The sequence below is a fragment of the Serratia sp. B501 genome (genome assembly GCF_051172315.1).
In the GTDB taxonomy this organism is placed as follows: Bacteria; Pseudomonadota; Gammaproteobacteria; order Enterobacterales; family Enterobacteriaceae; genus Serratia; species Serratia ureilytica.
Genome location: NZ_JBPIZB010000004.1, coordinates 274,788 through 295,010, shown reverse-complemented (window position 1 = coordinate 295,010; position 20,223 = coordinate 274,788). Strand labels below are relative to the sequence as shown.

Genomic DNA, 20,223 nt, shown 5'->3' with positions numbered 1-20,223 from the left:
TACCAAGAAGACGCCTGCGGGCGTCTTTTTTATGAACCGAAGTGCTGTCAGGATATTTGCGCCGGCGCGTCTCCGGGATTAACGGTTTTTTTATTCCCCGCGCGTCAAAAATAAAATAGCCGCCGCGCCGGCGGCCATTTTATTTCTATTACAGGCTGCCGCCGACCGAGGTCGAGGTGGAGCCGATCGTCTCGCGGAAATGTTTCGCGTAGTCGGCCACTTCCTGCTGCGTATGCGTCAGGCCATAAAGACCCAGCCCCACACCGCCTGCAACGCCGCCGATGAGGGTGCCAACCAATTGGCCGACCGCACCGGCAATAAAGCCGCCTGCGCCTGCGGATTTGCCTGCAATCAGCGCGCCGGTCATGGCGCCGTCCAACAGCCCATCCCAGGCCGCGTTCAGATCGCCACCGCTAACGTACTGTTCTTCATATTGACTAAGTACTTTCATATACAATCCTTATAAATAAAAGGGTGACTTAGTGGGTTTAATTAAATTCTAAAATAACGCCGTAGCGCTATTTCACTTTAAAAATATAACAGCTGATATTTGATTGGCAATATTCTATTCAATGAAGGGTATTATTTGGTTAAATATAGGCGCATTCATTTTTGGCGAGTGTTTTAAAGAGGGGGATTGGGAATGTTCTTGGGAAAAATAGCAGATATCGCTGGAAGGTGAGAGGCAAAACCGCCGCCGGTTGGCGCAGCTTGTCACTATTTTCACATTTATTGTCTCGTCATCCGCACGGCGTTAGGCCCACATTGCAATTATTCCGATAAAAACTATCGCTAATTAATGGGTTATATAGCCCTTGCCGTCGTTAGCCATTGAAAAAATCCTCGCAAAAAATCCGCACTGTGAAAATAAGATCACACAAGCGTAACAAAAGGTAAACAAACCCCTCCTATATTGGCTGCTTCGCTTTTGTGAGGGAGTGTCATGCGTAACTGGAACGAACCGAAAAAGAACAAAGCGCACATCGAACTGATCCCGATGATCGACGTGATGATGTTTTTATTGGTGTTTTTCGTCTTGATCAGCCTGAACGTCATTCCGGCGCTCGGGTTGAAAACGCAGCTGCCGTCCGCCGGCAGCGCGCAACAGCTGAAACCGCAGAAGAAAGCGATTATCACGCTGGGGGCCGACGAACAGCTGCAGCTGGATGGCCAGCCGATCGCGCTCGACGCGTTGGTCACGACGCTCAAGCAACAGCAGCAGGCCAACCAGACCACCACCATCATCGTCAACAGCGACAAAGGCGTGGCGGTCGAGCGGCTGGTGGCGGTCATGGATAACCTGCGCCAGGGCGGTTTCTTCTCCGTCTCCATCGCGACACGGAAGCTGTGACATGTATCTGCTCTATCGCTCACGTCATCTTTTCAGCTGGTTGCCGGCGCTGATTGTCGCCGGCTGCCTGTTGTTCGCCAGCCAGCAGGCGGCGCTGAAGATCCAGCCGCGCTACGACGAAACCGCCATCGAACTGGCGCTGGTGGAGCCTGAACCGGCGCCTGAACCTCAACCGCAAACGCCGCCGGACCCCCAGCCCGAGCCGGAGCCGATCCCCGAACCGGTGGTGCCGGCGCCGGAACCGATCGTGGAAGCCAAGCCGGTGCCGAAACCGCAACCGAAGCCCAAACCCAAGCCGGTGAAAGAGAAAGCCAAACCGGTGGAAAAGCCTAAACCGACGCCGGTGCCCGCCGCCCCGCGCGCGCTGGTCAGCAAACCGGCGGCGCAGCCCGCGCCTGCCGCCCCGGCGGCGCCGAAGGTGAATGCGCAGGCGATTGAAAACGGCTATCTGCTGGCCTTGCGCCGCGAACTGGAACAGCGCAAGCGCTACCCGACCGGCCGTCAGGCCTCCCTCGAGCGCCCGCAGGGCAACGTTGAGGTGTGGCTGGAGGTCGATCGCAGCGGGCGGGTGGTCTCTTCCGGCATCGCCAACAAAGCCGCCAGCATGCTGCTGAATCGCGCGGCGATGAGCAGCCTGCAAAGCATCAGTTCAGTAAAGCCTTTCCCGAGCGACGCGTTCGCCGGGCAAACAACCAAAAGATTTACCGCGACGTTCAATTATCAGGCGCCTTAGCGCAAGGGTTAATCGTTTGATTTTTAAGGGATGCACACCATGAAATCGTTCAATCGTTCTGGGATCTATCTGGCGGTGATGTCGGCGATGCTGCCGGGCGCCGCGCTGGCGGCCGACGGCACCGACGTCGGCACCATCAGCGTCAAGGGGCAGTCGCTCGGCGGCGGCATGATGGTGCAGGACGACAGCGCCAAAGCGCGCTCCACCGTCACCAAAGAGGCGATGGATAAAATGCCGTCGGCGGCCAACGCCATCGACAAGCTGAAGTTCACGCCGGGCCTCAACGTCAACAGCAATGATGCCAGCGGCCTGAGCGGCGTGGACTACACCATGCGCGGCATGAACTCGGATCAGATCGGCCTGTCGATGGACGGCATCCCGATCAACGACTCCGGCAACTACGCGGTATACCCGAACCTGCTGGGCGATGCGGAGAACCTGGAAGAGGTGTTCGTCACCCAGGGCTCTTCCGAAGCGGACGGCCCGCATATCGGCTCCAGCGGCGGCAACATCGGCCTGGTAACGCGCCGCCCGGCGAAAGACTTCGGCGGTTTCGTCAAGCAAACGCTGGGCAGCAACAGCCTGAGCAAAACCTTCGCCCGCCTGGACACCGGCGAGTACAACGGCTTCAGCAACTGGCTCTCCTATTCGCACACCGAGGCGAAGAAGTGGCGCGGCGAGGGGCGGCTGTACTCCGACAAGTTCGAGATGAACTCGCTGTACGAAGACGGCAACGGCAACAGCAGCAATCTGGTGATGAAGTACAACCGCCAGAACAACACCAACTACAACACCCTGAGCAAGGCGCAGTTCCAAAACGACGGCCGCGACACCGACTATGCCACCACGCCGGAGTACAACAGCCGCGGACAGTTGAACAAGTATTACAAGCTCGAGCGCAACCCGTTCGAGAACTTCACGCTGTCGTTCACCCAGAAGCTGCAGTTGCGCGACAACCTGTCGCTGACCCTGCAACCGTATTACTACTGGGGCAACGGCGGCAGCTTCAACGGTCAAACCGCGTCGGTATTGTCCAGCACGTCGGACAGGGCAGGGCAGTACGATCTCAGCAACCTGAAATCCAACACCTACTACCGCCCGTCGTGGACGCAGACCTGGCGGCCGGGCATCACCACCAAGCTGAAGTGGGACATCAACGATCAGCACAGTCTGGATATCGGTTACTGGTATGAGCGCGCGCGCCAGCTGCAGACCCAGCCGTTCATCAGCATCAAGGGCGACGGCAACCCGTCGCAGATTTGGGGGCCGCCGGGCGGTTCCGATCAGGTGAAGGACGCCAACGGCAACACCGTTCAGGGGCGCAACCAGTACACCATCACCCCGGCGCAGAAGGTGTGGCTGCAGGATACCTGGTTCGCCACGCCGGACTGGACCTTCGTCGGCGGCCTGGCCTATCAGTACGTGGAACGTAAAGGGGACAATCGCGGCAGCCTGTACAACGCGCCGGAGAAACGCAAAGCCACCTATCATGAATTCCTGCCGAACTTCAGCGCCAGCTATAAGGTGAACCAGGAAAACCAGGTGTTCTACAACCTGACGCGCAACATGCGCACGCCGCCGAACTACGTGCTGTACAACGTCGGCGATTCGCTCAGCACCAAGCCGGAGCTGAGCTGGAACCACGAGCTGGGCTGGCGCTTCCAACAGGAAGACATGCTGCTGAGCGCCACGCTGTTCTACATGCGCTACAGCGATCGCCAGATCTCCACCACCAACGCGGCCGGCGACTACGAGATGATGAACATCGGCAACGTGGAGAACAAAGGGCTGGAGCTGGAGTGGAGCGGCCAACTGCCGCATAACTTCAATTACTACACCTCCTATACCTATACCCAATCGAAGCAGAAGAGCGACATCGTCAGCAACGGCGGGTTGCCGCTGCCGACCTCCGGCAAAGAGGTGCCGAACGTGCCGAAAAACCTGCTGAACATGACGCTGGGTTATGACGACGGCCTGTACTACGGCAGCGTCAGCGGCAAGTACGTCAGCGCGTTCTATGGCGATCTGACCAACGACGAGAAGATCGGCGGGCGCACGGTGTTCGATCTGGCGGCGGGGGTGCATCTGCCGGTGGACAAGAAAATCGTCAAAAGCGCCGCGCTGCGTTTTGGCATCAGCAACCTGTTTGACAAGGAATACCTGACCTCGGTGCGCACCACCACCTTCAACGCGGCGCCCTACGGCGGCGTGAAGGCCAGCACCCCGTATTACAACGTCGGCGAAGAACGCACCTTCAGCGTCTCGCTGGAAGCCACCTTTTAACTGAATGCCCCGCCGTCTGCCCGGCGGCGGGGAAGAGGAACCCTGTATGGACGCCAATCTGTTGCACGACATTATTTTCTACGTGATGTACGCCGCGCTGGCGATCGCGCTGGTGATCATCATCGAACGCACGCTGTACTTCGCCTACACCCAACGCCAGGCGCGCAGGCTGGAGCAGGCGCTGACGCCGGAGGTGCGCCGCGCGGCCGATCTGCCGGACGCGCTGACCCAGCGTAACAGCCTGCCGATGGCGGTGATCGCGCCGGTGCTGGCGCAGAAACACCGCGCCGGCGACCGTGAGGCGATCGGCGATCTGATCGATGCCCAGTACCTGCTGAGCAAGCCGCCGATGGCGCGCGGCCTGTGGCTGCTGGAAACCGTGGTCACCGCCGCGCCGTTGCTGGGGCTGCTGGGCACGGTGATGGGGATCATCGAAACCTTCAAGGCGCTGGCCGCCTCGGGGGTGTCCGAGCCGAGCCTGGTGTCGGCCGGCATGGGCACCGCGCTGTACGCCACCGGGCTGGGCATCGCCATCGCGCTGCTGTGCCTGGTGGCCAACAATTTCCTGCAGAGCCGCATGGAGCGCATCAACGAGCTGCTGAAGGTGCTGCTGATCCGCGCCGGTCAACCGGCCAGCCGTCCGGAGAGCGGCAGCGGCGAACAATGGGTTGACAGCGGAGCGCCGCGCTATGCCTAATGGCCATCCAGTACGGCGGCCGCTCGGCCGCCTTTATGCGGCATTGTGGAGCGGTTGTTTGTTGATGTTGAGCCAGAGCGCTGCGGCGCGTTTTGCTATTCCCGGTTATGAGCTGGTGTACACCGCGCCGGTGGAAACCGCGCTGCAGGCCGACGACCTGCGCAACACCGCCGAGGTATGGCGCGAGATGTTCGACGCGGCGAAAACCCGCATCGATCTGGGGCAGTTCTACGTGGCGAATCAGGACGGTTCGCTGCTGGACGGCGTGCTGCAGCACCTGAAGGCGGCCGGTGAGCGCGGGGTGAAAATCCGCTTTTTGCTGGAAGAGAAGGGCATTCGCCTCTCCACCGCCGAGACGCTGGAACGGCTGAAGGCGATCCCCAATCTGGAGCTGCGCATCATCCCATACCAGAAGCTGAGCGGCGGCATTCTGCATGCCAAGTATCTGCTGGTGGACGGCGAGCAGGCGTTCGTCGGCAGCCAGAACTTCGACTGGCGCGCGCTGGAACACATTCACGAAACCGGGCTGCGCATCAGCGACGCCAGGGTGGTGGGGCAGATCCAGGCGATCTTCGAACAGGACTGGCGGGCGCAGGCGCTGCTGGCGCAGGATAAGCCGGTGCCGACGCTGCCCGATTCGCCGCCGACGGCGCAGCCGCAGGGCAATTATCTGGTGGCCAGCCCGCGCGCCTACAACCCGGCGGGCGTGCTCGATTCGCAGGCCGAGCTGCCGCGTTTGCTGGCCGACGCCAAACGGCGGGTGCGGGTGCAGGTGATGGACTACGCGCCGCTGTCGTTTGGCCCGGAGCGCAGTCGCCCCTTCTATGCGGTCATCGACAACGCGCTACGCAGCGCGGCGGCGCGCGGCGTGCAGATCGAGTTGATGGTAGCCAACTGGAACACCAAAAAGCCGGATATCGCCTGGCTGAAGAGCCTGGCGCTGGTGCCGAACGTGCAGATCAAGGTGGTGACCATTCCGCCGGCCAGCAGCGGCTTCATCCCGTTTTCCCGGGTGATCCACAGCAAGCTGATGACCATCGACGATGAGATTGCCTGGGTGGGCACCAGCAACTGGACCGGCGGCTATCTGGACAACTCGCGCAATCTGGAGCTGGTGCTGCACAGCACGGCGATGAGCGGGCGGTTGGACAGGCTGTACCAACAGCTGTGGGACAGCGTCTACGCCGAGCCGTTGAAGCTGGATTACGATTACCCGACGCCCAAACCGGGCGGCGAATCCTGATAATCAGGGCGCATTAACCCGCGCCCCGCGTTGTTTACCGCCGCCAGCCGGCCTTCTCCAGCGCCGTCACCAGCTGTTCGGCGCTCAACCCTTCCGCCCGATGGCCGTTGCCGCTGACGGTATTGGCCGCCAGCAGCGCATTCACGATCGCTTCCTCCACCGCTTCCGCCGCCGCGGCGAACAGCGCCGAAATGTAGTCGTTGTTCACCATGCGCAGCGGCGTGGTGAAAGCGCCTTTATTGGCGTAGTCGGCGGGCGGCAGGCCGTCGTTGCCGGTGGCGAAGGCGATAAAGATATCGCCGCTCGAGTCCTCGGTGCCGCCGCCGGTGCGGGCGATGCCGATGCTGGCGCGCTGCGCCAGCCGCGCGCACTGGTGCGGCAGCAGCGGCGCGTCGGTCGCCAGCGCCACCACGATGGAGCCCATGCCGGGATGCGGCAACTGCGGCGTGAACGGCGAGGGGAGATGCCCCAGGTGGCGGCCCACCGGGTAACCGCCGACCAGCAGCGACTCGCGCTTGCCGTGGTTGGCCTGCACGATGGCGCCCACCGTCCAGCCGCCTTGATCGGCGGGCAAGCGGCGCGATGCGGTGCCGCTGCCGCCCTTGAACTCATGGCAGATCATGCCGCTGCCGCCGCCGACCGCGCCTTCCTGCGGCAAGCCGCCTCGGGCCGCCTGCTGCGCCTGGCGCACGTGCTCGGCCTTGACGTGAAAGCCGTTGATGTCGTTGAGCAGGCCATCGAAGGTTTCCATCACCACCGGCATATTCCAGTACACCGCGTTGTCGCTCGCGGGCAGCGTTTCACGCTCCAGCGCGATCAGCGCATCGCGCACTACCCCCACGCTGTGGGTGTTGGTGAAGGCGATCGGGCTGGTCAACAGGCCCGCTTCGCGCACCCATTCCAGGCCGGTGGCGTCGCCGTTGCCGTTCAGCACGTGCACGCCGGCGAAGCAGGGCGCGTGGCGAGCGGAGCCGGGGCGCGGTTCGATCACCGTCACGCCGGTGCGCACGCTGCGCCCGTCCGCCAAATCGGCATGAAGGCTGGCATGGCCGACGCGCACGCCGGGCACGTCGGTGATGGCGTTCAGCGGGCCGGGCGTGCCCTGGCCGATGGTGATGCCCAGATCCTGAGCGCGCTGCGTCATGGTTATTCTCCTTCTATTGAGGGGGTGGCGAGGGGCGCCGTCTGGCGGCCGCGCAAGTGGTTCAGCGCCAGCCCGAAGCCGATGATGCCGGCAATGATAATAAAGTCTTTCAGGCTGCTGGCGATCAAAATCGTCCACAGCACGTACAGGCAGCACAGCAACGCCACCGCTACCGGCAGCGGCCACAGCGGCATCAGGTACGGGTGATGGAAGTGGCGGCGACGGCGGCTGATCAGCGCCGCCACCGCCATGATGATGTACACCAGCAGCAGCAGGATCACGGTGAACGAGGTCAGCGACTCGAGATCGGAGCAAAACGCCAGCAGCGCCGAGGGGACGCCGAACAGCAGGGTGGCGATCCAGGGGGTGCCGAAGCGCGGGTGGATGATTTTCAGCGCGCGGTTGAACGTCGGCAGCCAGAAGCCGTCGCGCCCGCTGGCGAACATCATGCGGCTGAACTGCGCCACGATGGCGATGATGGCGTTGAATACCGACAGATAGATCGCGCCGCTCACCACCCGCGCCAGCGTCGGGCCGCCGAGCTGGGTGACCACATAACCGACCGGATCGGCCTGTTTGGCCATCTCCGCCAGCGACGGCGAGCCGATCAGCAGGGCGGTGAACGGCACCAGTTCCACCAGCACCACGATGACCAGCGTCAGCATGATCGCGACCGCCATCGGTTTGCCCTGCTCGCGCATATCTTCCGCCATGTACACCGCCGCGCCGTAGCCGTTGTAGGAGAACAGCGCGACCCCGACCATGGCGACGATCAGCGGCAGCGAAACCGGCGCCAGGCTGCCCTGCGCGTCCAGCATCACCGGCGCGATGAGGATCTCCGCGCTTTGATGCGGATGGCTGAAACCGAGCCAGGCGATCAGCGCCAGCACCGCCACTTCCACCACCAGAAAGGCGCCGGTCAGCAGGGCGTTGGCCTTGATGTTGAAAATGGCGCAGGCGCCGCCGATCAGCACGGTGATCATGCCGGCGGTGGAGGCGTCGAATGAGGTGCCCAACGCGGTATTCAGATAGGGCACGGCGCCGGTGGCCAGCACCGCCGGCACGAACAGCGCGGCGCTGAGAATAAACAGATAGGTCTGCAACCCGCACAGGGTGCCGAACAGGCGTTTGATGATGCTGTATTCGCCGCCGGCGCTGGGGTGCGCGGCGCCGAGCTCGGCATAACACAGCGCGATGGTGGCGGCGACGCAGGCGGCGATCAGAAACGACAGAAAGGCGCCGCTGCCGGCGCTGGCGATCGCAAGCGGCGCGATGACGAAGATCGAACTGGCCGGCGTCACGCCGGAAGCGGTAATCATCACTACGTCGAGGACGCTGAGATTGCCTTTGAAAGTGTGTTCAGGGGCGGACTCTTGCATGGTTAACGACTCCATTAACGTGTGAGTGAGTTATTGTTTTGCTGCACAGGCTGTACGCAGAAATCAAATGGAGCGCGCTAAATGCCGGGGAGCGTTGCTCCCCGGAAGTTTATTGTTCTTATGTGTTACCCCTGCCCCGACGGGAAGCTGAAACTGGCGCGGCGGGCGTCGCCGGAGGCCGGCCAGCGCTGGGTAATGGTCTTGCGTTTGGTGTAGAACCTGACGGCGTCCGGGCCGTAGGCGTGCAGATCGCCGAACAGCGAGCGCTTCCAGCCGCCGAACGAGTGGTAGGCCACCGGCACCGGCAGCGCCACGTTGATCCCCACCATGCCGATCTGAATGCGGCTGGAGAAGTGGCGCGCCGCTTCGCCGTCGCGGGTGAACAGGCAGGTGCCGTTGCCGTATTCGTGGGCGTCGATCAAGGCCATCGCCTCCTGCAGCGACGCCGCGCGCACCACGCCGAGCACCGGGCCGAAGATCTCCTCCTGATAGATGCGCATGCCGGGCGTCACGCGGTCGAACAGCGTCGGGCCGAGGAAATACCCCTGGCTGGGGCGGCCGTCGGCGTCCGTCACGCGCAGTTCGCGGCCGTCCACCAGCAGCTCGGCGCCTTCGGCCACGCCCTGATCGATATAGCCTTTCACCTTCTGATAATGCTGTTGAGTCACCAGCGGCCCCATGTCGTTGCGGTTGTCGCTGCCGGGGCCGACGCGCATGGCGGCCATCTGTTGCCGCAGCCCGGCGATCAGCGCGTCGGCGGTGCCGTCGCCCACCGCGACCACCAGCGGGATGGCCATGCAGCGCTGGCCGCAGGAGCCGAACGCCGCGCCCATCAGCGCGCCGACCGCGCCGGGGATATCGGCGTCCGGCAGCACCACCGCGTGGTTTTTGGCGCCGCCCAGCGCCTGCACCCGTTTGTTCTGGCCGCAACCGGTGTGATAGATGTGTTCTGCGACCGGCGTCGAACCGACGAAGCTTATCGCCTTCACGCGTCCGTCATGCAGCAGCGTCTCCACCGCTTCGCGATCGCCGTTGACCACGTTGAGCACCCCCGGCGGCAGCCCGGCCTCCGCCGCCAACCGCGCGATATACAGCGTGGCTGAAGGGACGCGCTCGGAAGGTTTCAGTACGAAGGTATTGCCGCAGGCGACCGCCATCGGCCACATCCACAGCGGCACCATCGCCGGGAAGTTGAACGGGGTGATGCCCGCTACCACCCCGAGCGGTTGAAACTCGCTCCAGCTGTCGATGCCCGGGCCCGCCTCTTTGCTGTGTTCGCCTTTCAGCAGTTCCGGCACATAGCCGGCGTATTCGATATTCTCGATGCCGCGCTGCAGTTCGCCCAGGGCGTCGCTGAGCACTTTGCCGTGCTCGGCGGTGATCAATTGGCAGATGGCGTCGGCGTGCTGCTCCAGCAGATCCTTGAGCTTCATCATGATGCGCGCGCGCTTCAGCGGCGGTGTGTCGCGCCAGGCGGGGTAAGCCTGCTCGGCGGCGGCGATGGCGCGCTCCACCGTGGCACGGTCGGCCAGCAGCACCTCCTGCGCCGATTGGCCGGTGGCCGGGTCGTAAACCGGCTGGCTGCGTTCGCCGGCGGCGGCGGGTTCGCCGTTGATCCAATGGGTAATGGTCATGGTTCGCTCCTTATTCGGTGGCGTTGAGGGCATCGCCGACGGCGTTGATCAGCGCATCGATCTGCGCTTCGCTGCTGATGAACGGCGGCGCCAGTTGCAGGGTGTCGCCGCCGTAGCGCACGTAAAACCCGCTTTCCCAGCAGCGCATCGCCGCTTCGAAGGGCCGCCGCGCCGGTTCGCCGGGCCGCGCCGCCAGCGTGATGCCGGCTGCCAGGCCGATATTGCGAATGTCGGCGACGTGTTTGGCCCCCTGCAGGCTGTGCACCGCGCGCTCGAAATAGGGCGCCAGCGCCTGTACGCGCTCCACCATCTGTTCGCGCTGCAGGATGTCCAGCGTCGCCAGCGCCACCGCGCAGCTGACCGGATGGGCGGAGTAGGTGTAACCGTGCGGGAATTCGAGCTGGTAGTCCGGCTCGCCGCCGTTCATGAAGGTTTGGTAGATCTCCGGCCGCACCACCACGGCGCCCATCGGCTGCGCGCCGTTGGTCACCTGTTTGGCGATGTTCATGATGTCCGGCGTGACGCCGAACGCCTCGGCGCCGGTCATCGCGCCGCAGCGGCCGAAGGCGGTGATCACTTCGTCGAAGATCAGCAGAATGTCATGCTGGGTACAGATCTCGCGCAGGCGCTGAAGATAGCCGACCGGCGGCACGATCACCCCGGCGGAGCCGGAGAACGGTTCGACGATCACCGCGGCGATCGTCGAGGCGTCGCGCAGCGCGATGATGCGGTTGAGCTCTTCCGCCAGCTCCGCCCCCTGTTGCGGCATGCCGCGCGAAAAGGCGTTGCCGGCCAGCAGGGTGTGCGGCAGATGGTCCGCCTCGGCGCCGGTGCCGAACGTCTTGCGGTTGCCGGCGATGCCGCCGACCGAGATGCCGCCGAAGTTAACGCCGTGATAGCCCTTTTCCCGGCCGATAAAGCAGGTTTTGCCCGCCTGGCCTTTGGCGCGCCAGTAAGCGCGCGCCATTTTCAGCGAGGTGTCCGCCGCTTCCGAGCCGGAGCCGGTGAAGAACACGTAATCCAGCCCCGCCGGCGTCAGCGCCTTGATTTTGTTGGCCAGCTCGAACGACAGCGGGTGGCCGAACTGAAACGCCGGCGAGTAATCCAGCGTCGCCAACTGACGCTGGGCGGCGTCGGTGATTTCCTGCCGGCCGTGCCCCAATCCGCAGCACCACAATCCGGACAGGCCGTCGAAAATCTTTCTGCCGTCGTGGCTGGTGTAATACGCCCCTGCGGCCTGAGTAATGATGCGCGGCTGCGCTTTAAAATTGCGGTTGCCGGTAAAAGGCATCCAATGGGCTTCTAACCCTTCGGCATCGAGACGATTAAGCGAATAATTTTCAGCGGCCATGTTTTCCTCCGGGCAGGAAAATAAGTGCGATTAATTAAATAAAATGAGTTGTTAACGAATTGTTGTGCGAAATTGACTATGTACCGCTTGTTCTCTACTGTGAATAATCATATGTCGAAACTTACTTAAGGTTTTATGCAAGTAAAAAAGCGCGCGTTGCTGGGACAATTGTCGGATATGGATCTGCGTCTGCTGCGGGTATTCAAGGCCGTGGTCGATTGCGGCGGCATGAGCGCCGCCGAACTGGAGCTGAATATCAGCCTGTCGACCATCAGCAAGCACATCAAGGATCTGGAGCAGCGGCTGGGCCTGACGCTGTGCCAGCGCGGGCGCGAGGGCTTTGCGGTCACCGACGAGGGGCTGATTATCTACCAGGAAACCGTCAACCTGCTGGCGGCCACCGAGGCGTTCCGGCGCGGGGTGGATGAGGTGCACCAGCGCATGGGCGGGCAGCTGCACGTGGCGATATTCGACCATACGGTCAGCAATCCGCAGGCGCAGATCGGCCGGGCGATCGCGTTATTCAGCGAGCGCGCGCCGGAGGTTTCTTTGCAAATGTACGTGGAGCCGATTAATACCATTGAACGTGGCGTTATTGACGGGCAATTTCAGGTTGGCGTTATTCCCATGCACCGCAGCGCGGAAAGTTTATCTTATCATTCGTTATTCAGTGAGAGGATGTTCTTATATTGCGGCGCGCAGCATGAATTATTTTCCGCCCGCCATGAAACATTAAATTGGGATCTGCTGCACAATTATGCTTTCGCCGGATTGGGCTACCATTCGCCGAATATGGAACTGAGCCTGCAGCAACATTTGCATCGCAAGGCGACGGGGTTCGCGCAAGAGTCGATCGCCACGCTGATCCTGTCCGGCAAGTACGTCGGCTTTTTGCCGGATCACTACGCGGCGTTTTTTGTGGCGCAGAACCTGATGCGGGCGATTAAACCGGCGCTGTTCCGCTATCACTGCGAGTACTCCAGCGTCCTGCGCCGCTCGCCGGTGCCGCAACGGGTGGTGAAGCTGTTCCATGAGTGCCTGCTGGCGGCCCACGGAACAGCGTGACGCTTACTGCTCTTTCTTCTTGCCGAAGATTCTGATCAGCGCGCCGACCAGGATGCCGACCGCGATGCCGGCGAAGATCCAGCCGATGATGCCCATTTCCTTAACTCCTGCTAGTGCGTTGATCTGATTATATAATCATTCGATGCGAAACGCCTCTTCGATCATCCGTTGCCGCTGCGCCGGCGCATAGTCGATCCAGGAATTCTTGCTGTTGGATTTCTCCAGCGCCACCGCCAGCTCCTGGCCGGAAATCGGCAAATCGTCCTGCCAGAACGGCGCGATGGCGTGGCGGGTGATGAAATCGGTCAGGTAGCTCTCCGGGCTGCCCTGCCAGTGCGGGTACAGTCTGGCGGCCAGCTCGGCCATCAGCGCGCGCTGCTGCGGCTGTTCGCTGCTTTCCAACAGGGCGAGGAACGGCAGCAGCAGGCGACCGCAGACCTGCCCGTGGTGGTAGTCGCGCAGCGCGCCGATCTCGCCGGCGATGCCGTGAATGACCCCCAGCCCGGCGGCGCTCAGCGTCAGCCCGCCGAGGTAGGAAGCCTGCATAATGGCTTCGCGCGCCGCGTCGCTGCGGTTGAGCGCCGGCCAGGCGGCGAGGAAGTGGCGGATGCCGTTCAGCGACATATCGCGCGTCATGGCGCCGGCGGTTTTCGACAGATAGGCCTCGAACAGGTGGGTGAAGGCGTCGATAGCGCAGTAGGCCAGCACCTTTTCTGGGGCGCCCGCCAGCAGCTGCGGATCGAGAATGGCGGTGTGCGGCACGAAGTTGTTATGGCGCAGCGAGGCTTTCACCTTGCTGACCTGGGTATCGGTGATCACCGCGTTCTGGGTCACCTCGCTGCCGGTGCCGGCGGTGGTGGGAATGGCGATCAGCGGCAGGGTGGCGCCGCTGATTTTGCTGTCGCCCACCTTTTCCATATAGCGCAGCGTTGGCAGCGGGTGCTCAACCAGCGCGGAGAACGCTTTGGCGGCGTCCAGCACGCTGCCGCCGCCGATGGCCACCACGCGCCGCGCCTGGCCGCGCCAGCGCGCCACCCAGGCGTCGATTTCCTGCGGCGACGCCTCGTGGCTGACGATTTCGGTGCCGATGAGCAGCGGCGCCAGCGCTTCGCGCAGGCCGGCGTACACCGGGCCGTTGAGAAAAGAGCGGCAGCTGAACAGCAGCGTCGGCTGCGGGTCGGCAAGCAGCAGCGGCGGCAGCTGCTGGATGCTGCCGTGGCCGAACCAGGTCTGGCGGTTGGCGATGATGTGGCTGACGGACATGAGGTCTCCTTGACGGCGTTGCAGGTCGCGATGCCACAGCATAAGCCAGCGGGCGCGGAGCGGCCACCGCTTTCCCCGCCGCGGCAACCTGTGAGTTGTTTAACATGTAAACGATCGCGCTCTTGCATTTCGGCGCTGCGGATGCTTTTTTTAACAGTACCGGCCGTCGTGCGGCCAACCCCATCCGAAATCGGTAGATTGTTAATGTGTTAATAATGGCGAGGCGGGTATGGAAATTCAGGTTGAACGCTTGTCTGCGGTGATCGATGCGGTGGCCAGCCCACGCTTTTATCCCAGCCTGTTGAACTGGCTAGAAGGGTTTTTTGCCTTCGACAACGCCATCGTCTATGCCTTCGAACGCGGCCGGCCGCCGCGCTGCCTGATTAAAACCGAGCGCGAAAACAGCGACGCGGTCAATCAGCTCTACCAGCAGGGCGCCTACCTGCAGGATCCGTTTTACCGCGCGCTGAACGACGGCGGCGAAGGCGAGGTGCTCACGCTGCGCCAGCTGGCGCCCTGCGGGTTTTATCACAGCGACTATTACCGTAATTTTTATCGCAAGACCGGCTGGCACGACGAGGCCGGCGTGCTGCTGCAGCTGACGCCGGAGCGCGGGCTGGGCGTCTTTTTCGGTTCGGCGCGCCGCACGGTGGCGGTGCGTTACCCGCAGCGGGCGGATCTGCGCAGCGCGTTGACGCTGGTGAAAAGCGTGGCGCGGCTGCACGGCGAAGTGGTGGCGGCGGCGGCCGAGGCCGCGACGGTGAACGATGACGGCGCCCAGGCGCGCTATCTGCTGACGCCGCGCGAGCGCGAGATTGTCGATCTGATCCTCGCCGGCTGCGGTTCGCAGCAGATCGCCGACCGGCTGTTCATCAGCCTCGGCACGGTAAAAAACCACCGCAAGAACATCTACGGCAAGCTGAACATCGGTTCGCAGGCCGAACTGTTCAGCCTGCTGCTGGCCGCCCCGCAGCGACGCAGCGCGTGAATGTTAATTTTTTGTAGCGAATGACCCTAAGGGGACATAGCGGCACGGCTGCTGCCTCCCGATAATCCGATGTCATGGCATAGGCAATCGGGAGTGCGGCAGTGAACAACGAAATCGAGTCCTTAACCTACTACGCGGCGACCAAAAAATACGATCTGCGCTTCCCGACGTTGGAAGAGGATCTGGACGTTGACGTGGTGATCATCGGCGGCGGCTTCTCCGGCATCAACACCGCGCTGGAGCTGGCGGAGAAGGGCATCACCAACATCGCCATTCTCGAGGGCCGCTATCTGGGCTACGGCGGCACCGGGCGCAACGGCGGCCAGGTGATGGCCGGCATCGGCCACGATCTGGAGAAGATCAAACGCCACGTCGGCCCGTCCGGGCTGGAAACCATCTTCAAGATCAGCAACCTCGGCGCCGGCATTATCCGCGAGCGCATCAAGAAATATGACATCGACGCCGACTTCTGCTTCGGTTACGGCTACCTCGGCAGCAACGCACGCCAGGAGAAGACCCTGCGCGGCTGGCTGAAGGAGTTCAGGGCGGTGGCGCCGCAGGAAGAGATCGAACTCTACACCGGCGCGGAAGTGAAGCAGGTGGTGGGCTCCGACGCCTACACCTGCGCGCTGAAACACATGGGCGGCGGCCACGTGCATTCGCTCAATCTGTTGCTGGGCGAGGCCAAGGCGCTGAGCGGCTACGGGGTGAAAATCTTCGAGAACAGCAGCGTGCTCGACGTGGAGTATGGCCCGCGCATCACGGTGCGCACCGCCATGGGCTCGGTGCGCGCCAACAAGATGCTGTGGGCCTGCAACGGCTTTCTCAACGGCATGGAGCCGCAGATCTACCGCAAGACTATCAATACCTACGCCTTCCAGCTGGCCACCGAGCCGCTGTCTGACGATCTGATCCGTCAGATCAGCCCGATCCGCGGCGCCTACAGCGACATCCGCCCGGTGATCGACTATTACCGGGTGACCAACGAGAACCGGCTGCTGTTCGGCAGCGCCACCCGCCTGATCGAATACTTCCCGTCGGATCTCAAGGCCTGGAACCGCAACCTGATGCTGAAGGTGTTCCCGTACCTGAAAGACGTGAAGATCGATCTGGCCTGGGGCGGCCCGCTGTGCTGCAGCGCCAACCTGTTCCCGCAGATCGGCACGCTGCCGGATCGCGACAACGTGTTTTACGTGCAGGGCTACTCCGGCTTCGGCGTGACGCCGAGCCACATCGTGTGCAAGGTGCTGGCGGAGGGCATGAGCGAAGGATCCGATCGCTACGATCTGATGAGCTCGATCCCGCACGTCAACATTTTCGGCAAGGACAAGCTGCGGCGGGTGATGACCACCGCCGGCAAGGTTTGGCACCAGACATCCGGCTACTGGAAAGGCCGCCGTTAACCCTCAGAGGAGAATCACATGAAACCGTTACTGCTTAAACAACCGCTGCCGGAACTGCTGGAGATCGGCAGCGTCAGCAACCTGGGCGCCACGGTGATCGCCGGCACGCCGAACGTCGGCGTGGCCAGCATCTTCGGCGAACCGACCGACAACCTGAACTGCGGCGTGTTCAGCTGCACCCGCGGCAGCTTCGTGATGGAGTACCCGTTCGCCGAGCACGCCACGGTGTGGGAAGGCAGCGCCACCCTGACCAACGAACGCACCGGCGAGTCGGTGCAGTATCAGGCCGGCGACTCCTGGTTCGTCGAGAAGGGCACCCCGGTGCGCTGGGACATCACCTCGGACCGCTTCGTCAAACACTACCTCGCCATCGTCGAAGGCTGACGCCGTCATGCCCCCTCAGCCTGCTGAGGGGGAACGCCTTAGCCTAACGCCCGCGCAATAAAATCGGTCACCCGCTTGAGGATCTGATCCTTATTGGTTTCGTTAAAGCTCTCGTGCCGCCCGCCCGCATTGATCAGCTGTTCGAAGTCGTCGCCCCGCAGACGGTCGAGCGCGGTTTGCGTTTCGCTCATCAGCACCAGCCGATCGTCGTCGCCGTGGATCCACAGCGTGGGCAGCGCGCCGAAGCCCGGCCCGGCGTTGATGGCGGCGAGCATCCGCTGCATGGCGCGCAGGGTGGGGCGCTTGAACGGCCCGTGCCACACCAGCGGATCCTCCTGATAGGCCGCGCCGACCGCCGGATCGCGCGCCAGGGTGGCGGTATCCAGCGGCGCGTCGGGGATCGTCGGCAGTTCGGCCAGATCGGAAATCGCCGTTCTGTCGCCGAGCAGCGGGCCGGACAGCACCAGCGCGCGCACTTCCTCACCATGGCGCTGCACGTAGCGGGTGGCAATCATGCCGCCCATCGAGTGGCCGATCACCACCAGCGGCAAGGTGGGATATTGCTGCCGGAAATGGTTGACCACGCGCTGCACGTCGTCGACCACGGCGTCATAATCTTCGATCAGCACGCGTTCGCCCTGCGACAGGCCGTGGCCGAGATGGTCGGGGCCGAACACCCGCGCGCCCTGCGCCTGCAGCGTGCGCGCCACGTATTGATAGCGGCCGAGGTGCTCGCCGTAGCCGTGCACCAGCAACGCCAGATAGCGCGGCTTGTCGTTTCCCCAGTCGTGCACGGCGATGTCGCCGTGACGGCCTTTGATAAAGCTGACGGTTTGTTCGGACATGTTATTGTTCTCATGGTGGTAGGGTTGCCCTTCAGCGTAGCGGCTGGCGGCGAGGTTGTCAGGGGCGCCGGGTGCGGCGCCCGCAGAGAGGGGGGTTACAGGCCGAACTGGCGTGCCAACTCGTCGAGCGCTTCACGCTGGAAGCGGTTGAACGCGTCGCGCGGCTGCTGTTGCTGGATGAACGCCAGCAGCGGATCCTGGACTTCCGTGCGCACGCCGCTCAGCTGTTCCATCACCGCCAGCCCGCAGAACGGCACGTAGGATTCGGCGTAGCCGCCTTCATGCACCATCACCAGTTTGCCGCCGCACAGCCGGTCGGCGGCCTCCTGCACCAGCGCGGTCATGGCGCGGAAGCTGTCGCTGTGCAGCTGCATGCGCGCCAGCGGATCGAGCGCGTTGGCGTCGTAACCGCAGGCGACGATGATCATCTCCGGCTCGAATTTTTCCAGCGCCGGGATGATGATGCGCCGCATGGCGTGCAGGTAGCCGTCGTCGCCGGCGCCGGCCAGCATCGGCACGTTAACGTTGCAGCCCGCCCCGTCGCCTTCACCGCGATCCCGTTCGCCGGAATAGCCCGCCGGGAAGCAGCCGTCCTGATGCAGCGACAGCGTCAGCACGTCGCCGCGCCGCCAATAGATGTGCTGGGTGCCGTTGCCGTGGTGCACGTCCCAGTCGAGCACCGCCACTTTTTCGAGGCCGTAACGGGCTTTGGCGCGCTCGATGGCGATCGGGATATTGGCCAGGAAGCAGAAGCCCATCGATTGATCCGGCAGGCAGTGGTGGCCCGGCGGGCGCGACAGCGCATAGGCATTATCCAGCTCGCCCTGCAGCACCGCCTCCACCGCCGCACAGGCCAGCCCGGCCGAGAGTTTGGCGATTTCATAGCTGCCCGGCCCCAGCGGCGCCTCTTCCCCCAGCAGGCCGCCGCCGCTGTCGCTCACCTGTTTGAAGCGCTGCAGATAGTGGGCGGGGTGGATGCGCAGCAGGTCTTCTTCCGTCGCTGGTTCGGCGCTCAGCAGGGTGAGCTGGCGCGACAGGCCGGACACGTCCATCAGGTTCTTCATGCGCCGTTTGGTTTCCGGCGATTCGGCATGGCCGGCGCCCGAGGGCGGTTGCACCCAGCCGCCGACCGGCAGGGTGGTGGCGTGCAGGCCGGTGCTGTGCCAGAAACAGCGTTCATCAAACAAGAAACCGGTTGTTCTTTTCACCTTTCTCCTCCTGTTATACGGCGCGGTACGCGCGGTGCAGCCAGCGAAATCAACAGCAGCGACAGCAGCGCGCAGCCCAGCGCGCCGAACAGCAAGGCGTTGAAACCGCCGGAAGATTCGATCAGATAGCCGGCCAGCGTCGGGCCGATGGCCATGCCGCCGCCGATCACCAGGTTGATGCCGTTCATCAGCTTGCCGTCGTTATCCAACCCGGCGACCCGCGTCAGAATGAACGGCAGCACGAAGGTCCAGGTGAATTTGAACAGCAGGGCCGCCAGGGCGAAGCGCAGCAGCAAGGGTTGACCCGCCAGCAGCGCCACGCTGGCCAGCAGCAGGGCGTAACCGAGCGCGATCGGGCGCCCGCTGCCGAAGCGCGCGCCGATCAACGCTGCGGCGCCGGCGCCGACGATGCCGAGCAAGGTGGCGACGGCCAGCACCTGGCCGCTGTGGGCCGGCGACAGCCCGGCGCCGGCGGCGATGCCGCCGATAAAGGTCCAAACCGCGCTCAGGCTGATGTAAAAGGTCAGCACCGCCAGCACGGCGCACAGCTTGCGCGTCGGCGAGGCGGCGGCTCCGCTGCGGGCGCTGCGCGCGGCGGTGAAACCGTTGGGAAACGCCGGGATGAGCGGCAGGCAGCACAACATGATGGCGGCCAAAATCAGGTAGACCGCCATCAGGCCGAAGTGCGCGAACAGCGGCGGCAGCGCCAGCAGCCCCACCGCGCCCAGTACCAGCTGGCCGAGCACCCAGAAGGCATAGACGCGGCTGGGATTGGCGGTGCCGGCGGCGCAGGTGATGCACAGGATCATCAGGGTGCCGCCCGCCAACGAGGCGATAAAGCGCAGCGGCAGCAGCAGGGTGAAATCCTGCACCAGCGCCGAAGCCAGGTTGCCGGCGATAAACACCAGCGCCGACAGCGCAGCGACCCGCCGCCAGTTGATGCGCCCGATCCACCACCACGCCGGCAGCGTGGCCAGGCTCATGGCGCCGAGTTCGGTGGAGAACAGGCGGCCGATCTGCGCCGGGCCGAGCTGCCACTGCGCGGCGAGCTGGGCGGCCACGGCGGGGGCGGTCATCAGAATGCACGGCGCGATGGCGGCGAAGACGATAATGGCGGTCAGCAGCCGCGGCGGGCAGGGGAGCGCCGCGCCGGCGGCGGGCGCGGAAACCGAATCACTGGACATAAACCTTATTCCCCAAGCGTTGAGTGACGATGAAATATCCCGCCCGGCCCGATTGCGGGCAGGGGGGA

18 protein-coding genes are annotated in these 20,223 nt (G+C 63.5%); 9 read left to right on the top strand and 9 right to left on the bottom strand.

Going from position 1 to position 20,223, the window contains the following annotated elements; translation table 11 throughout:
* Window positions 1-148: 148 nt before the first annotated feature.
* Window positions 149-451, bottom strand: a complete 303-nt coding sequence (locus ACSBQV_RS14950) for a DUF5862 family protein (RefSeq protein ID WP_033651388.1) — start codon at window positions 449-451, stop codon at window positions 149-151.
* 492 nt (window positions 452-943) lie between these two features.
* Between ACSBQV_RS14950 and ACSBQV_RS14945 the strand changes: the two genes are divergently transcribed.
* The 5 genes from ACSBQV_RS14945 to ACSBQV_RS14925 are packed head-to-tail and all read left to right on the top strand — an operon-like array spanning window position 944 to window position 6,307.
* The gene (locus ACSBQV_RS14945; protein ID WP_021504179.1) at window positions 944-1,351 is read left to right on the top strand and encodes an ExbD/TolR family protein; all 408 of its coding nucleotides are present in this window, start codon (window positions 944-946) and stop codon (window positions 1,349-1,351) included.
* A 1-nt stretch (window position 1,352) separates the two neighbouring features.
* A complete protein-coding gene (locus ACSBQV_RS14940) occupies window positions 1,353-2,084 on the top strand; it encodes a TonB N-terminal domain-containing protein (protein ID WP_099785677.1) in 732 nt (243 codons plus the stop codon).
* A gap of 39 nt (window positions 2,085-2,123) precedes the next feature.
* Window positions 2,124-4,367, top strand: coding sequence for a TonB-dependent receptor family protein (locus tag ACSBQV_RS14935; RefSeq protein ID WP_033651386.1), 2,244 nt, complete (start codon window positions 2,124-2,126; stop codon window positions 4,365-4,367).
* 46 nt (window positions 4,368-4,413) lie between these two features.
* Window positions 4,414-5,064 (top strand): MotA/TolQ/ExbB proton channel family protein, encoded by a 651-nt coding sequence (locus tag ACSBQV_RS14930; RefSeq protein WP_016929215.1) that lies wholly within the window; start codon window positions 4,414-4,416, stop codon window positions 5,062-5,064.
* Entirely contained in the window at window positions 5,057-6,307 is a 1,251-nt protein-coding gene (locus ACSBQV_RS14925; protein ID WP_099785675.1) for a phospholipase D-like domain-containing protein, read from the top strand. Before ACSBQV_RS14930 ends, ACSBQV_RS14925 begins: the two co-directional genes overlap by 8 nt.
* 34 nt (window positions 6,308-6,341) lie before the next feature.
* Here the strand turns inward: ACSBQV_RS14925 and ACSBQV_RS14920 are convergent, their stop codons facing one another.
* The 4 genes from ACSBQV_RS14920 to ACSBQV_RS14905 form a co-directional block, all read right to left on the bottom strand.
* On the bottom strand, window positions 6,342-7,451 hold the full coding sequence (locus tag ACSBQV_RS14920; protein ID WP_099785673.1) for a P1 family peptidase: 1,110 nt from the start codon (window positions 7,449-7,451) through the stop codon (window positions 6,342-6,344).
* A gap of 2 nt (window positions 7,452-7,453) precedes the next feature.
* Complete coding sequence (locus tag ACSBQV_RS14915; RefSeq protein WP_099785671.1) at window positions 7,454-8,830, bottom strand: APC family permease; 1,377 nt, start codon at window positions 8,828-8,830, stop codon at window positions 7,454-7,456.
* A 125-nt stretch (window positions 8,831-8,955) separates the two neighbouring features.
* The gene (locus tag ACSBQV_RS14910) at window positions 8,956-10,464 is read right to left on the bottom strand and encodes a CoA-acylating methylmalonate-semialdehyde dehydrogenase (protein ID WP_099818202.1); all 1,509 of its coding nucleotides are present in this window, start codon (window positions 10,462-10,464) and stop codon (window positions 8,956-8,958) included.
* Window positions 10,465-10,474: 10 nt separating this feature from the next.
* Window positions 10,475-11,815, bottom strand: coding sequence for an aspartate aminotransferase family protein (locus ACSBQV_RS14905; protein ID WP_099785667.1), 1,341 nt, complete (start codon window positions 11,813-11,815; stop codon window positions 10,475-10,477).
* 135 nt (window positions 11,816-11,950) lie between these two features.
* Here ACSBQV_RS14905 and ACSBQV_RS14900 point away from each other — a divergent pair, with 135 nt between their 5' ends.
* The gene (locus tag ACSBQV_RS14900) at window positions 11,951-12,880 is read left to right on the top strand and encodes a LysR family transcriptional regulator (protein WP_033651382.1); all 930 of its coding nucleotides are present in this window, start codon (window positions 11,951-11,953) and stop codon (window positions 12,878-12,880) included.
* A 135-nt stretch (window positions 12,881-13,015) separates the two neighbouring features.
* Here the strand turns inward: ACSBQV_RS14900 and ACSBQV_RS14895 are convergent, their stop codons facing one another.
* The gene (locus tag ACSBQV_RS14895) at window positions 13,016-14,143 is read right to left on the bottom strand and encodes an iron-containing alcohol dehydrogenase (protein ID WP_099785665.1); all 1,128 of its coding nucleotides are present in this window, start codon (window positions 14,141-14,143) and stop codon (window positions 13,016-13,018) included.
* 229 nt (window positions 14,144-14,372) lie between these two features.
* Here ACSBQV_RS14895 and ACSBQV_RS14890 point away from each other — a divergent pair, with 229 nt between their 5' ends.
* From ACSBQV_RS14890 to ACSBQV_RS14880, 3 genes are all read left to right on the top strand, one after another.
* Complete coding sequence (locus ACSBQV_RS14890) at window positions 14,373-15,131, top strand: response regulator transcription factor (protein WP_434991459.1); 759 nt, start codon at window positions 14,373-14,375, stop codon at window positions 15,129-15,131.
* A gap of 101 nt (window positions 15,132-15,232) precedes the next feature.
* Window positions 15,233-16,534: an NAD(P)/FAD-dependent oxidoreductase gene (locus tag ACSBQV_RS14885; RefSeq protein WP_033641752.1), complete on the top strand. Its 1,302-nt coding sequence runs from the start codon at window positions 15,233-15,235 to the stop codon at window positions 16,532-16,534.
* 18 nt (window positions 16,535-16,552) lie between these two features.
* Complete coding sequence (locus ACSBQV_RS14880) at window positions 16,553-16,918, top strand: cupin domain-containing protein (RefSeq protein WP_015376517.1); 366 nt, start codon at window positions 16,553-16,555, stop codon at window positions 16,916-16,918.
* A 38-nt stretch (window positions 16,919-16,956) separates the two neighbouring features.
* On the opposite strand, the gene ACSBQV_RS14875 is transcribed toward ACSBQV_RS14880, so the two are convergent.
* The 3 genes from ACSBQV_RS14875 to ACSBQV_RS14865 all read right to left on the bottom strand — a co-directional run bounded on the left by ACSBQV_RS14875 (window position 16,957) and on the right by ACSBQV_RS14865 (window position 20,155).
* Entirely contained in the window at window positions 16,957-17,763 is an 807-nt protein-coding gene (locus ACSBQV_RS14875; RefSeq protein ID WP_089195436.1) for an alpha/beta hydrolase, read from the bottom strand.
* 95 nt (window positions 17,764-17,858) lie between these two features.
* Window positions 17,859-18,971 (bottom strand): class II histone deacetylase, encoded by a 1,113-nt coding sequence (locus tag ACSBQV_RS14870; protein ID WP_099785661.1) that lies wholly within the window; start codon window positions 18,969-18,971, stop codon window positions 17,859-17,861.
* On the bottom strand, window positions 18,968-20,155 hold the full coding sequence (locus ACSBQV_RS14865) for an MFS transporter (protein ID WP_434991458.1): 1,188 nt from the start codon (window positions 20,153-20,155) through the stop codon (window positions 18,968-18,970). The genes ACSBQV_RS14870 and ACSBQV_RS14865 overlap by 4 nt, the downstream gene beginning before the upstream one ends.
* Window positions 20,156-20,223 lie beyond the last annotated feature (68 nt).